General features: G+C 42.7%; 8 protein-coding genes and 1 pseudogene. 2 read left to right on the top strand and 7 right to left on the bottom strand.

The features are described 5' to 3' along the window. Positions 1–682 precede the first annotated feature (682 nt). Complete coding sequence (locus AC3WQH_RS23995; protein WP_005836281.1) at positions 683–3,400, bottom strand: TrlF family AAA-like ATPase; 2,718 nt, start codon at positions 3,398–3,400, stop codon at positions 683–685. A 297-nt stretch (positions 3,401–3,697) separates the two neighbouring features. Next, positions 3,698–4,621: a hypothetical protein gene (locus AC3WQH_RS23990; RefSeq protein ID WP_039971927.1), complete on the bottom strand. Its 924-nt coding sequence runs from the start codon at positions 4,619–4,621 to the stop codon at positions 3,698–3,700. Positions 4,622–5,293: 672 nt separating this feature from the next. Between AC3WQH_RS23990 and AC3WQH_RS23985 the strand changes: the two genes are divergently transcribed. Continuing rightward, complete coding sequence (locus AC3WQH_RS23985; RefSeq protein WP_310670604.1) at positions 5,294–9,376, top strand: ATP-dependent DNA helicase; 4,083 nt, start codon at positions 5,294–5,296, stop codon at positions 9,374–9,376. Positions 9,377–9,547: 171 nt separating this feature from the next. Here AC3WQH_RS23985 and AC3WQH_RS23980 read toward each other — a convergent pair whose 3' ends face one another. The 4 genes and pseudogenes from AC3WQH_RS23980 to AC3WQH_RS23965 all read right to left on the bottom strand — a co-directional run. Beyond that, positions 9,548–9,862 carry a hypothetical protein gene (locus tag AC3WQH_RS23980; protein WP_005836285.1) on the bottom strand — a complete coding sequence of 105 codons (315 nt, stop codon included), beginning with the start codon at positions 9,860–9,862 and terminating at the stop codon, positions 9,548–9,550. Positions 9,863–11,050: 1,188 nt separating this feature from the next. Next, the gene (locus AC3WQH_RS23975; protein WP_005836358.1) at positions 11,051–11,677 is read right to left on the bottom strand and encodes a hypothetical protein; all 627 of its coding nucleotides are present in this window, start codon (positions 11,675–11,677) and stop codon (positions 11,051–11,053) included. Between the two features lie 16 nt (positions 11,678–11,693). Then, complete coding sequence (locus AC3WQH_RS23970) at positions 11,694–12,269, bottom strand: matrixin family metalloprotease (RefSeq protein ID WP_157797588.1); 576 nt, start codon at positions 12,267–12,269, stop codon at positions 11,694–11,696. Between the two features lie 445 nt (positions 12,270–12,714). Further along, positions 12,715–12,849, bottom strand: a pseudogene (locus tag AC3WQH_RS23965) (ATP-binding protein); the annotation flags it as partial. A gap of 31 nt (positions 12,850–12,880) precedes the next feature. Between AC3WQH_RS23965 and AC3WQH_RS23960 the strand changes: the two are divergent. Continuing rightward, entirely contained in the window at positions 12,881–13,573 is a 693-nt protein-coding gene (locus AC3WQH_RS23960) for an ATP-dependent DNA ligase (protein ID WP_290426911.1), read from the top strand. Positions 13,574–13,688: 115 nt separating this feature from the next. On the opposite strand, the gene AC3WQH_RS23955 is transcribed toward AC3WQH_RS23960, so the two are convergent. After that, complete coding sequence (locus AC3WQH_RS23955) at positions 13,689–14,072, bottom strand: hypothetical protein (RefSeq protein WP_492332284.1); 384 nt, start codon at positions 14,070–14,072, stop codon at positions 13,689–13,691. Positions 14,073–14,419: the final 347 nt, after the last annotated feature.

Genomic DNA, 14,419 nt, shown 5'->3' with positions numbered 1-14,419 from the left:
TGAATCATGCTCGTTGCTCCATTCGTTTTTCCTAAATCATACCACATTTTCTTTAGTTTTCAGACACGTCCTAGTTAGAGTTAGTTGGCCGGTGTCTGCTGATAAAATTTTTGTGCCACGTCTGGTCATGAATGGTATTGAATGATAACATAAATCACATTAATTGTTGATTTTTGTCCAAGTTATTATCGAAATACCCAGCGATAAATTGATGTTGTGATCTTGAGGAAACATATAATATAAAGTGAACCTACAATGCCTGAAATAGAGATATGAGAGGTAAACACCCTCTTTGTTCATTCTAACTAAATAAAATTCAGTTCATGAAAATGCTATTTTATGTACTGAAACCAGTTGATGTTGCAGAACTAGGAACAGGAGCCGAAGAAATCAGCTCCTGTTTCCAACAAAATTTGTAATAAATTGATGTCCAACTAAATATCATCAAATAAATCATTCGGAGGGTGAAACTATGTTAGAAATCTTAAGTAAAGAAAAGATCGAGCTACTAAGATCGAAGGGACTAATTCAGTTTATTTCTCTTTGGGATACTTTGGAAAAAGCAAAAAAATATTACGATGAGAAGCCTCAACTTTACTTTGCATATAAGCAGGACTTTTCCGAAATAACGCATGCATTTTCGACACCTATTAAAGTGTATAAACTAATCAGAAATCATACTTTATTGTAGAGCTTTAGAAATTCTAAAATAGCGATTATTTAATGCTGTTCTCCCTCCCTCCATGACATCACAGACTGCTTCTCTTACTTCGTTTTTTTGAAGAGCTCCATGTGCTAGTGTTCTAATTAAGCCCCGTGCGTAATTCATCTGAATAATATTTTCAGCCCCTCCATTTACCGGAATATTTGGATTGTGGGTAACAACAATAATTTGTTGTTTTGTCTTAAATTTTCTTAATCCAGCAACAACTAAATCCGTAATACGCTTAGTATCCAAATCATCTTCCGGTTGATCAATTATCAGAGGGCTATCGTCAAGGAGTAGAAGAAGCGAAAGCATCGCAGCTGTTCGTTGGCCCGCAGATCCGGTTTCAATATCTTCTTCGCGACCGTCCTTAAACAGCTTTAAGATGATCTTATCTTCAGGAAACCAAGTGCATAATCTATCTATGTCCTCTGGTGTATTTGTTGAGATGTTTTGGATATGTTTCAAAAACGGTTTACTGAAAGTTGATAAAGCATCTTCTCCTTGCAAAATCTGCTTGATAAAGGTTTCCCTAAATGACCATCTTTCTTCAGCACTTTTTGAAAGTAAATCATTAAAAAAACCACCTTTGGGATTGTCATCCTTGTCACGATCACATAAATCTTTAGAAAATTCCTTCCCTGGTCGTCGGATTAAATCCCTGAACGTAGCCTCACCTTGGACTATGTCACCCATTTCATCAAGGTACAATCGTATATTCTCATTACTTGAATTCCACTGCTCAATTATTTTTGACCTTTCTTCACGAAGCTTTCGTTGATGTTGGACAATCTCTTGGTACAATCGTTTTGATTCTTGTTTCTGAGATTCAAGCTCAGTTTCAAACTTGTCTGTTTCTTTTATTTTTGCTGTTAGTGCTTCCCTTACTGACACTAACTCACCGTATGCTTCTGGATTCTTTTCTCCTGCCTCCTGGAGTTTTTGAACTAACTCTCCATATTTTTGAATTGTTTCGTTCTTTTTAGTGAAAAAGGGAATTTTTTCAAGGTCTTCTTCAACCTGGTCAACATACGACTTAATTTCAGTACTTATAGTTTCCATCTTAGTTTTTAGTGAAGCAAACTCCTTCAATTTGTTTTTAATAATTGTTAAGGAGGTATGATCTAAGCCCATTAATAAAACGTCTGAGATGTTAGGTAAATTCATTGTAGTGGCAAGTGTAGATACAGATTCTCTAATTTCTTTGAATTTATTTAACAACTCATCTATTTCATTAGAGATATTTTGAACTTCTCTGTAACTGGATAGGAGGTCTTTGTGACCTGAAGCTTCAAATATTTGTATTTTTGCATTTGTATCTTGAAGTTGTAACTTAATGTTTGATTTATTTCTCAATTTTAATGCAATTTCTCTTTCTTTTTTTCGTGAATCTAACCACTTATTAACTAATTCATCTCTCGTCTCGTTCCAACTCAGTTTATCAAGTTTTCCATCGACTAGATGAATTAAACTTTTCGGTTCATGTGTAAGTTCAAACAACTGCTTTTGACTAAACAGACGTACAGGGAATCTTTTTCCAATAATGCTACTTAGCTCTTGTTCCTCCCATTGTCCCTGGTTATTTATGTGTTCCTCTTTAATAAGGTTGTTTTTCCATGTAAGAGCTATATCTCTTCCATCTTTTCTCAATTCAACTCTAATTTCCGTTTCACTCGTAAGCATTCCCAGTTTACCGCGTCCTTCGGAAACTTGGGCAAACTTTTCAAAATCTATCTTTAGTTTTTCCGGCAAATTATCCTTTTGATCTAATACTAAACGCAAAAATTCAATAATACTTGATTTTCCTGAACCTCTACCCCCTATTATGGTATTTAGCCAGGGATTAAATGGAATCTTTAGGGGTGCACCTCTTCCCACTTTTGCTGCATTTCTTATTTCAATGTTCTTTATGAAGAATCGATTATTTAAATCATTTGGATTTTGAGGACAATTATCAAACCTTAACACCCCGTCTTCACCATCATGAAGTGCAAGTTTTAACGCATTGATGTCGGGTTTCTCCATTTTAACCCATGTGTAGATTGTTCCAAGTTGATTCGGATGATGACTATCAGACCCTGCCACTTCTGAAAAATTCAGTTTTGATTCCAGATAAATTTGTGGTTTATTAAATGAAGTATCGCAGACCTGAATCGCTAATAAGCCATTTGCTTGAAGACTACTTCGTAATGTGTTTCCTTCATGAACCACAAATAGACCACTTGGCTGATCAACGTGTGCAGGTATTGCAATACCGTTTCTTTTGGTTATTTCTTCAACAACTTCACTGAATGATTTTTGTGTGCAACCGTCAGAATTGCCTTTTGTTCCATCAAACTTACAAGCACCGAGAAGCTCTATGATAGTTTCACTCGTTTCATTAGGATCAAATATGGCTAATAAATGTATACCAGTATGTACTGTAATCTCTACTCCAGGAAATATTGTTAAAGGCCGATACCCTTCTATACTGTCTTCCTCCATATCTCTTAACTCTGATTTTAGTTTATCAATCCAAGCGCCAGTATTATGGTCAGTTACTGCTACACAATCGATTTCATTTCGCATGACTTCCAAAAGCCACTGCCTAGGAGTAAGGCTTTTTAAAGCATGTTCACCTTTGCCATAATCAAAAGAAGCAGGTGTATGTGTATGAAAATCAAACTTCCACCATTTCGCTCCATTAATCTCCATAAATTTACCTCTTTCGTCACGGTTTGTTTCCTAAATTTTACACTTTTTTCACAAACGCGTCTATGATTCAGTAGACAAAAGACCTAAATATAGCAAAATCCATTGCACCAATCTATTCTTTTCCGACGTTTTTACCTGACCACCAGATCCATGAGATTATTGTGTTGAGGGTTTATTACGTATATGACGTGAATAACTCATTATTGATTCTCCTGTGTAAATGGTGTTGTGGTGACTTCATTTTACACGAATCAATCATGGGCCATTTTTTTATCTAGCAATAGGTGTCGCTTGATATTACAATCCATCCTTCTTTATGGATAGTGGATTTGCCATTCTCCATTGCTCAGCTTCTGGTGCTCCCTTGTTATTGCTAAAGGAATCATTGAATTTTCTCATTGCAGCTTGCATTGGAGTTTCACCATATGTAACGGTTTCATACCGATAATTTCGCCTTTTTTTAGTCGTATCAAAAGGACAGGTTAATTCAATTTTTTCTTGTATACTATCTGGCCACCAAAAAAATTTTAATGGATCATGCGTCATCTTGTTAAACTGTATGATATAAAATGGCATGCCTTCATAATCAAATGGTGCATACCAGTCCAAGTGCCCTTCTCGTACATTCTTATTAGCTATTCGAAGCCAATTTTTAAGATGATTCATGACTAACACACCCATGACTCGGTTAAAGACCCGCTTGGTCGATGATGCTTTAGCATTGGGAATTTGCGTGACATAATGGATATTCTGCCAATCAAAAAATAGCTGCTCTAGGTAATGCATGTCTTGTTTTGAAGCGAATTCAATGCGATCTTTGTACCAACGATCAGGATGATATCTTCGATCTACTTGCCAGTAATTTTTATAGTCGTAAATGTTTTTTTGCCAAGCCACATATATATATGCATAAGGACAAATTGCACCTGTTTTGTCCATTTTAACCATTCGACGAATGCATGTACGATGTTTCATAAAGATTGTTTTTCGAAAGTGGCGTGTTATTGACTTTAAAGTTACATAGGAAGCAGAATAAACTACTTCGACAAATTTTCGAATTTGTATCTGACGATAATAATTTTCACCAGCTATTTTTTCTTCTCTATCCAACATCTCTGAGAGGTTTTCCATATATTTTGCCGAGCTCACCACCTTGTGTTGAACAGATTCATTTTTTGCAGATCCGAGAACTAATAGCAATCGATCCAGTAATGAATCCATGTTTTCGTCTGCTGCATCCGGATGAAAATGAATGCTTCCTAATTGCTCCCGTTGATTATCACTTAGCGATAGCCATTTTTTAAGATTCTCAAGTTGTATGTTTCTTCGACTGGTGCTCCTCCATTTATCGAAGTACTGAAATAATGTATCTACATGAATAAACGAATAACCACAAATACAGGTAAAAGGCGATTTCATCTCTTTATCCGATAACAGATATGGAATGTGCCTTTCACACTTGGGACAATGCGAGATTAGTGGAACGAGGTGATAAGGGCAAACTTGAATCAGCTTCCATTGATGAAAAAGGCAGTGAAATCCGTCCTGTATACAAATGGGGCAAAATGTAACATCCTCCCTCAAGTAATCGTTGACATGATTTAGGGTCTGCGATAAAAATCCTACCAATAAGCTAAGATTTTTATTATGCACCTCTTTCAACCCCCCATGAGGTTATTTACCGCTTGTGTGTAAAAAACTAGAACAACGTTATCAACCACATGATTGTATGAACCAACAGGTCTTTCACTGGGATAAGCTTGTACAAACTCTTTTGCCAATTTGATAACCCTTCGAATAGCATCAAATTTATTGCCATATTTCCCCCATAAGTGTTCTTCAATGCCCTCGGTGTCAAACATTCCCCTTAGCTACATTTAATTTTCCAGGTCAATGACGCGGTCTGCTACACGATCACCTCCTCTCGTCAATCACGATGGCCCACACCGTCCTCTTCCAGCCAGCGATGAATGGTTTCGAATTGCATCTGACCCCTGTTTCTCGTACAGCAGCTCCTTTACCAGATACTGCCCCGCGCCAAGTCACCAAACTGCACTTCCCCGTCTTTTGTACTACAAATCGGCAGGAAAAGGCAGGAAATTCGACACTCCCACCGAAATTATTCTTTGCTTGCAAACTCACCAAAGTACTGATTTCGTATACAAAGGAGGAGCCATGAGAGCACTGCCTACCAAGCATTTGTCCGCCAGGGTTCCCTGGCACGATAATAAATGGAACGGAACCGTTTGCTGCAATGCGCTCGACAATTCGTTTTGCCGAATTCTCCCCCGAGTGGATACCGGAAAAGATTTGTCATTTGAACAGGATCATGGCGGTAGGCAGCTATCGGAGTTATCTATCCAGCAGATGCCGCCGTGCTTGGAAGAAAAGGGTGCTTTCTTGTCCGAACAGGAATATGTGCGGCCCACCGAGCATTCCTGGGCGAAAATCAATCCTTTATTCAAGAACTTTCTCCCCGGCATCTATCACCACAAGCCGTATTCCATCAATGCCGTTCCGTTCTTGTGGATGATGAAAAACGCGGAAACCCATCAATCCGACAAAGCGCTGACGTACGAACTTGCCTATGACCCAGAAAAAGAGAAGAAAGTGAAGCTCGGGTTCGATCGCAATATTTGGGTCCAGCATCCCGATAATCAAAAAGAACTGCTGGATGCCTTTTTCGGTTGCCTGAAGCCGAGAGAGTCCCTCATCTTTTTCTACAGCAAACATACCCCTCTTTCGGAGCCCAACGAGCGGGTCATTGTAGGTGTCGCTCGTGTCAAATCCGTCGGCGACATCAACCATTATAGTTATCCGGAAGGCTATCAGGGCCATCGAAGCTATGTGTGGGATCGATGTGTCACCCATACGCTGACCCCGAAAGATCGCGATGGCTTCCTGATGCCGTATCATGAGCTTCTCGATCATGCCAGACAGACAGGGGAAGATGTGCCGCTGCGGGACTACGCGGCATTTGCTCCCGATCTTCTGCAGTTTTCTTACGCGTCCGAACTGGTGGAACACGATACAGCGATCGATTCTCTCTTTGCCATGGCGGAGAGTCTCAAAAAGAGCGCACGCATTCTGGAGAACAATTTTTCCAAAGAACTCGAATGGATCGACAACCGCGTCTCGGAAATCTGGGACATGCGGGGGGCTTTCCCCGGGATGGGCCCGATGTTGGCTGCGCTCCAATTTGAGAACGCCAATTCCATCGCGTGGGAGATCGAGAAGTTCATCGTACAGCGGGATGGCGACCTTTTCCAAACGAATCCGTGGGACGTCCTGGAGGCGGAGGTTTCTTCTCCCGGCCACCTTTTGGGCGATCGCGGAAAGAAGCTGATGACACCTACCAATCAGACTCTATGGAGAACGCTGCCGAAAGAAAAGAAGCAGCTGCTCCTACTGCTTAGTCGCTGCCAGTTAAACAACGATCAGGCAAAGTTCTTATGGAAGGCAGCCTGTGTCGATATCGGTACTGTCCGAAAAATCCTGGACAATCCCTATATGATCTACGAAAAAACGAGATCCCGCCAAAACGGACTATCGTTTCAACAAATGGACAAAGCGGTATTGCCCGTAGAAAAAATCCGGGCCGCCTTCCCGATTCCCGCTCCGTCCACGGTTGTCGATTTTTTGGATCGCAGGCGCGTCCGGGCGCTTGTGGTCCAGATTTTAGAGGAAGCGGCGGCTGCCGGCCACTCTTTGCTGCCCGTCAGCGACATATTGGATCGCAGCACCTCGATTGTCTCGGACCCTCCCTGTCCGATCAATGCCGACATTCTTCTCGCGTACGCCGAGGATGACTTTTTTCACGAGGAGGTCATCCTGGTTGGCGACGAGCCCATGCTGTATTTGAAGCTGAAGCGGCTGGCCGAGATTAAGCAGATCATCCGGACACGGGTTGACCGAAATCTCATCGTAAACAAAACGTACGGAATCGAGCTTGATTGGTTGGCTCTCGTAAATGACGAGTTCAAGGACAGCGATTCCCAATCAACGCCTTCCGCCTTCGACATGAAAGCCCGCGAAGAGAAAGCCGAAGCGTTGAAGACGCTTTGCAACTACCGCTTCTCGGTGTTGATCGGGCCTGCCGGGGCCGGCAAAACGACATTGCTACGGATCTTTGAAAAAATCCCTGAAATCCAAAGCGGCGGTGTGCTGAAATTGGCTCCAACCGGGAAGGCTCGGGTAAAGCTGGGCACGAGGGCCCAAACATTGGCGCAGTTTCTTCATCCGCATCGATACGATGGTTTGACCGGCACCTACTATGCAAATCCCGAGGCGCCCAAAATCTCTGGTGCGCAAACGGTCATTGTGGATGAGGCGTCCATGCTGACGGAAGACCAGCTCGCCGCCCTGTTTGACGCCCTCGGCGCGGTGAAGAGACTGATCCTGGTCGGGGACTATCGGCAGCTCCCCCCGATCGGGACAGGCAGGCCTTTTGTTGATATCGTCAAGCTTTTGCGCCCGGGACAGTTTGCACGAGAAGATCTGAAGGTTGGCCCGGCCTACGCGGAACTGGTCCAAATTTTGCGCCAGAGCGCTGCGGACGATAACCTGGAGCGCCTGGATGTCACACTCAGCCGGTGCTTCGGAGACACCGTGCACAAGCACGATTTGGAAAAGGTGTACGAAATCGCGTCCCGCCCAGCATATGACGACGGCCATCTCCGGTTGGTGAAATGGTATGACAGCCTGGATCTGCGGCAAAAACTGCAGGAGGTTTTAAAAGAAGAATTGCAGCTGGCGGACGGGAAAGAGGAATGGGATTTCAATTTGCGCATCGGGGCAAAAGAGGTTTCGGGCTACCAATACTTCAATGTGGGCGAAGCGGAAAAGTCCATTGAGCAGTGGCAAATCCTCTCTCCGGTCAACGGATACGGCTACGGGGTTCGCGAAGTCAACAAATACATCCAGTCTCGGTACAGACAGTCCTTTGTTGACTTGGCTCAGAATGTCCAGCCGGAAGGAGCCCCCTACTATCGAAAGCCGCGGGTGGCGAAACCAAAAGGGCTGGATGGATTTGTCTACGGCGACAAAGTGATTAACTTGCGGAATACCACATGGCACCAGAATCAATGGATTAAACCTGTGGCCAAGAAAGAGAGTGCGCTGCGCTACATCGCAAACGGCGAAGTCGGGATCGTCACCGGCGAATTCCGCGGGAAAGCCAGCCCCTCCAAGGACGAGCCGAATGTTGAAATCGCGTTTTCTACCCAACCTGGCTACAGTTACGTGTTTTGGCCCAATCAGTTGAAAGAAGACGGCGATTATTCATTGGAATTGGCCTATTGCATTACGGTTCACAAAGCGCAAGGCAGCGGATTTGGCAAAGTCTTTTTCATTCTGCCTTCCGGGGGCAGCATTCTCAGCCGTGAGCTGCTGTACACCGCGCTGACCCGCCAGGAAGAAAAAGTGACTATCCTCCATCAAGGGGAGTTTCACGAGTTTTTGAAGTTTGCTTCCGATTCGTTCTCGGAAACAGCCAGACGATTGACCGATTTGTTTGCACTGCCCGATCTGAAAGAGATCAGCCAAAAGCGGTACGATTCGCGCTACGTCAATATTTCCGAACGCGGGGAACCGATGCTGTCCAAAAACGAGGTCATCATCGCGAACACGCTGCTGAAATATGAAAGGCAAGGCCTGATTACCTACGCCTACGAAGACAAATTCAAACTGTCCGACGGCCGGGCGATCAAGCCGGACTTTACCATCGAGCATGTTCCGACGGGACGTGTCTTCTACTGGGAACACTTAGGGATGATGACGATGGCGGAATACCGCGACAAATGGGAACGAAAATTGGAAGGCTACCGGCAAAGCGGCATTGTTCCATTCCAAGAAGCGGATCCGGATTCGGACAAAATCTTGATTGTGACTGAAGAACAGCCAAATGGCGGCGTAAACTCCCAATATTTCGATCAATTGATAAAACAAGTCATCCTGGAAGAAGACGGGGAGTATTGAGGAAGCAAACGGAAAAGCTAAAGGAAAGTCAACTGAAGGTTCTGTTATAAAGCATGTCAGCCGCTCGTTATGTTCGAGCGGTTTTTCTTTGCAGGGCTCATTTGAAACTTGAATGAGTACAACAAAAAAGCCATTCGATTGCGGAATCGAAGGCTTAGTTAAGCTAAATGTTTATTCTCCTTTATGTTGATCGAATAATTGTAGAGTCTCCTTAACCTCTTCATCGTTTTGGAGCAACTTGGATTCAACTAATGACAGGATCTCATTAAGACCTGCCTCTTTATCTGTTGTAAATCCTGTTTCGATTGCAAATTTCTCCCCTGTTTCTGTTAGAGTTGCTTGAATTCCATAACTTTCCCCTTTTCCATCGCTAAAGTCAAAAACTTCAATCGTTGCTTTCCGATTGCTACCAAACCAATAAACGTACTCTTCCTTCTTTGCAATATTCCCACCGAAAATTTTTGTTGTGATTCCTTTGACAGACATACTCGTTCCTCCTTTTAATGCTCCTCTTTGGAGAGTAGTTATTGAATTTCTTATTATAATTTTATGTTACGTTGAACTAGATTTCAAATTTTCCCAAAACTGAATTATTAACGCCAAAATGCCCAGGTGGCAGCCTGATACCCCATTCGGTTGGTCTTGGCGAATTCGATGGTCGGTGACAGCCAGATCGAACAATACCGTGGAACGTTCGGCACGACCCCAAATCCGAGGTAGAGTCCTACGCCTTGCTCTTCATATAGTGCATTACGCCAATGGCCGGATCCAGACCGTAGGCGCTCCCGCCGGACAGACATACCGCATATACGTCCTCAACGAGGTTCATCGGGTCCAAAACGGTCTCACGGGTACCCGGGGCTGAACCTCGCGCATCCACTCCGTACACCGACGGACGCTCCAGCCCGTCAACGTTTCCTCATTTTTCGCGAGCCCGACTTTTACGCCGGGCACATCCGGTGATTGTTCCTGACTTCATCATGGGTTGGGAATGACCTGAGATTACCCTGATCAGGATTGCCAGTGGTGTATCCCATGCAAAGAGATTTCCTGTACGGGAGCCCTCCAAAAAAGGTCAGCGAATCGCCTGAATTTCCGTCGTTAGGTGTTCATTAAGAGTAACCGTTCTCTATAAGACGCATATGTCCCACGCGTTCGCTCTCCTCGCTCTAAAACTGAAGTGTTACGTCCATTCATTACCACCGTTTAACGGAAAGTCGACTGATATAATAATTCTAGGTGATAAAAATGTTTCTTGAACCTATGTTATTACGACAATGAGACGAACCGTTTGATGACGGAAGATTCATATATCAAATCTTATCAAGAGTATTTTTTGTAATTGCCTACTAAGCAAGTACTCTTACTATGTAGACATACTGTTAAAGTATTACTAATAGTAGACTCAATATTTTACGATTAGAATCCAATGATAGAGAGTTTTCTGCATAATTTCCGTGGTGTCTCGTAAGGTTGGGTTCGTGCAAGGAGGGATACCGCAAATGTAAATCGGCAAGAGGCTGGACACTTAATTATTTCGGTTTATCTACGTATTATCACCATGCCGTAAAGTGGACACAAAGAAATCCAACCTTTTCTGCCTGCTTTCTTGACAAAAGAAGGCTGTCCCTCAAGTAGAAAATCTACTTGAGGGACAGCCCTGATTATCCAATGCTAGTTTGACTTCTTGTTCAGTTTTTCATCTAGAATCTTCTCGAAATCGACATTTTTTATTGGTTCCGGTTTTATTTTCTCATTAGAGAGCATTTTTCCTGATTTTTTTTCTTCATCAGTGATATGCTTTAGTTGGGCAATTAAATTTTCCCCTTCAATATTAAATCGCCCGTACCCTTCATTTGTCATGATCAATGCTTTTCCAAATTCCTCCGTACCTGTATCAACTTCATCTAAGAACAGTACATATTTTTTATTTTCTTCAAGAAGTGGATTTTGAATGAAGTCACCTTCAGGACTTCCGTGTTGATACAAGTGTATATACTGGTTATTTTTACCTGAGCTGTCCTTGTAATATTTTTCAACTTCTGCTTCAAACTCAGAATACTTTTGTCCCTGCTCATCATGCACTTTAACCAACTTTGTTATTTTGAGCTTTGCAATTATCTCAGATTTTTCAATCGCTTCATCTAATGTTATTGCAGGTACTTGTCCACTGAATTTTTTGCGTTCCTTAACCACGGTAAGATCGGCTTGGCTGTGTGAATTCTGTAAAGCAAAAGATACACCAGCAGTAACCCCAACAATTGACAGAATTATAGTAGTAGATACCAAGAGTTTTTTCATGGAATGTCCCCCTTTATTAGAATCCATAGATTGCCTTAACACCAGCTACATCAGAGGAAGTTGGGGATGTAGCTGTACCACCACCGTCTCCAATCCTTGAATACATAAGGACTTGGCCACAGCTACTTTCATCTAACCCCCAAACATGTCCCCATTCATGTGCAGCAATCGTATCACGGAAAGACCCAAAGTTTTGCATCTTATAAGCATTGTAATCAATTTGCCAGCTAGTTTGATGCTCTCCGTTCTCGCCAGTGACGGTGTGGTAAGCATAATATCCGCTAAGTGTTCCCCAGTATTCTAAAATGGTGTTTGGAGAGCTGGTGTTTAGTGTAGCAGTTAATTTATTCCCAGTAGCAGTTTTCCACATATCTGCTCCATTAGCATTTGCCGTTTTATAGGTCGACGTAACAGATGCATCGTACTTAAAAGTAGCCGAGGTCGATGGATTATGAGAACCCAAATAACTCCAACAACTACCACTCGTTGTTGAAACAGTATGAGCTGAAGAAGAAGGAGTATTCGAAAGTAACAATAAACAAGCTATCGCTAATGAAGCAAAAAGTGAACCTACTTTAGTTTTTTTTAGCATAACCATTCCTCCTTTGAATTATGTGTTTGAAGTTTAGCCAAAACTAGATAGCACAACTTCTAAACTAAAAATACACTCTTTTTGAAAAATTTGGAATGAGTCAATCCGACTAAATGTGGAATGATTTTCCAATCAAAAATTGAAACAACAGGGGAAAAGCATTACATAATTTGTGACTTTTGGACGATTCAAGATCAAATAGAAAAACTCTGAGAAATTGCAACTTGAAATAAGCGATGACGGTAAAGATTCATATTGTTGTCGTTGCTGCAGCCTTCATCTTCACCTGATGATGGACTCGGCATTACATCCTGCGTATACTCTATAAACCATTGGGAGAAATGTTAAATTCGAACATATAAAAGCTTGTCTAGTGTCAACGCCGACTTTATTTTGACCCACCATCGCCGGTTTAGAACTGACCCACCCGGCGATTTTTTGTTGGTTAGGTGGTAGAGGGAGAGCCGTAGGCTCCAGTCCTCATTTTTTCACGAAGTCGGTAACTATTCCCCCTAATGTTGGCGATGTGGGAATGGTGTAAGAGTCGATCCAGAATAGCTGTAGCAAGTATCGGATCGCCCATGCACGGTCCAGTATCCTGAGCTGCTGGATTGCCGGTAAACAAGGATGTCATCCTGGACGGCGAGGTCTACAGCATCGATGAGGATGGGCAAATTGACTTTGAGCGGGTGATGAGCCGATTTCAAACTAAAGGGCCTGATCGCGTGGCTGCTGCGATGGGGCGCGTTCCGGTCCGGTTCATGGTGTTCGATATCCTGCATTACGACGGCCGGGATCTGCGCGGGCTACCGTTGCTCAAGCGGAAAGAGATCCTGGACCACGTTGTTCCGGATGCGCCGGCGATTCACAAGATTCAATTCATCGAAAAAGAGGGAAGCGCGCTGTTCGAAGCCATCAAGGAGCAGGACCTGGAGGGTATCGTTTGTAAGCGGAAGGACAGTACGTACGTGGGTAAGCGATCGGCGGACTGGATCAAGGTGATCAACTACCAGTACTCAGATGTGTATATATCCGGGTATAGGAAAGGGGATTTTGGATGGCTGGCTTCCGTGTTGGAGACCGACGGGCGACTACGGCCGGTTGGCGTAATTGAGTTGGGCGTGCCTCCAGCACATAAGCGGGCGTTTCGCGGGGTGTGCCAACAGCTGGTAATTGGCGAGGACAAGAATTTCGTGTACCTGGAGCCGAAGCTACAGGCGACTGTGAAGTTTCGTAACTGGACCAAGAGCGGAATGCTGCGGTCGCCGGTGTTCGTTGACTTTGTTCTAAATAAAGCTTGTTAGCCCGCTACTGGCGGCATTTTTATGGATTTTACTCATCGAGGAGCGGATAACCGACACTAGATCTATTTTGCAGATACCCCTTACCCCTTAAAGTTCTTACCAAAGTGTCAACCTATTAATTTACAACTAATACTCGTTTAATGCTCCCCCTCTTAGCTTCGTGGTTTAACGAAACAATAAAATCATGGTTTTCATAAAATTTCTTTAATCTGTTTATATGATCCCAATCAACCGGTGAAATCCAGCCTGAAATTATTTCGACTTTCTGTTTTTGTGCAAATTCGATGAGATATTTCATAGCTACTGATCCATATCCCTTGTTGAATTCTGTAGTTTGGATATCATCAATTACAAGCCGTTTTTTGTCAGGTTTTAAGGTATAAGCTAGTGACAAAACGTGATCATTGTAATAACCATGCCATTCGCCAACGTAAATATAGTCCCAGTTTGAAAATATAATTACCCATTCTCCTCCTTTTTCAGTTTTCTCAATCCCCAAAACTTCATAACCATTTTTTGTTAATTGATTGACCTTTTCAATTAAGCTTAGTAATATGTTTACCTCTAATTTCAGGACGGAGTTTTCCCTTTTTTGATTATCTATTGTAGTGAATAGCTTATCGTTTAGAATACACTAGCGTTGCATTAATTTTTTCACAGCATTCAAAATCATCATAATCTTCGGTATTCAGGTGTTTTCGTGCATAAAAAATTCCTTTACACTGGTAAGGTCAGGTAGTTCCTGTCCAAATCCAACGCAAAGGATAATACCATGGACAAGAATACCCTATTTTCTTCATTTGGTAAATACATTTCACCCATCAATATTGTGAAATTTCAACAACG

It is taken from the genome of Brevibacillus sp. FW301-21C12A, assembly GCF_058788915.1.
Note: the sequence above shows the minus strand (reverse complement) of the source record. Positions and strands in the feature narration are given on the sequence as shown.

Excerpts from the sequence above, each read along its gene's own strand:
- AC3WQH_RS23995 (WP_005836281.1), bottom strand. The coding sequence starts at position 3,400 with ATGGAGATTAATGGAGCGAAATGGTGGAAGTTTGATTTTCATACACAT.
- AC3WQH_RS23990 (WP_039971927.1), bottom strand. The coding sequence starts at position 4,621 with ATGGATTCATTACTGGATCGATTGCTATTAGTTCTCGGATCTGCAAAA.
- AC3WQH_RS23985 (WP_310670604.1), top strand. The coding sequence starts at position 5,294 with ATGACGCGGTCTGCTACACGATCACCTCCTCTCGTCAATCACGATGGC.
- AC3WQH_RS23980 (WP_005836285.1), bottom strand. The coding sequence starts at position 9,862 with ATGTCTGTCAAAGGAATCACAACAAAAATTTTCGGTGGGAATATTGCA.
- AC3WQH_RS23975 (WP_005836358.1), bottom strand. The coding sequence starts at position 11,677 with ATGAAAAAACTCTTGGTATCTACTACTATAATTCTGTCAATTGTTGGG.
- AC3WQH_RS23970 (WP_157797588.1), bottom strand. The coding sequence starts at position 12,269 with ATGCTAAAAAAAACTAAAGTAGGTTCACTTTTTGCTTCATTAGCGATA.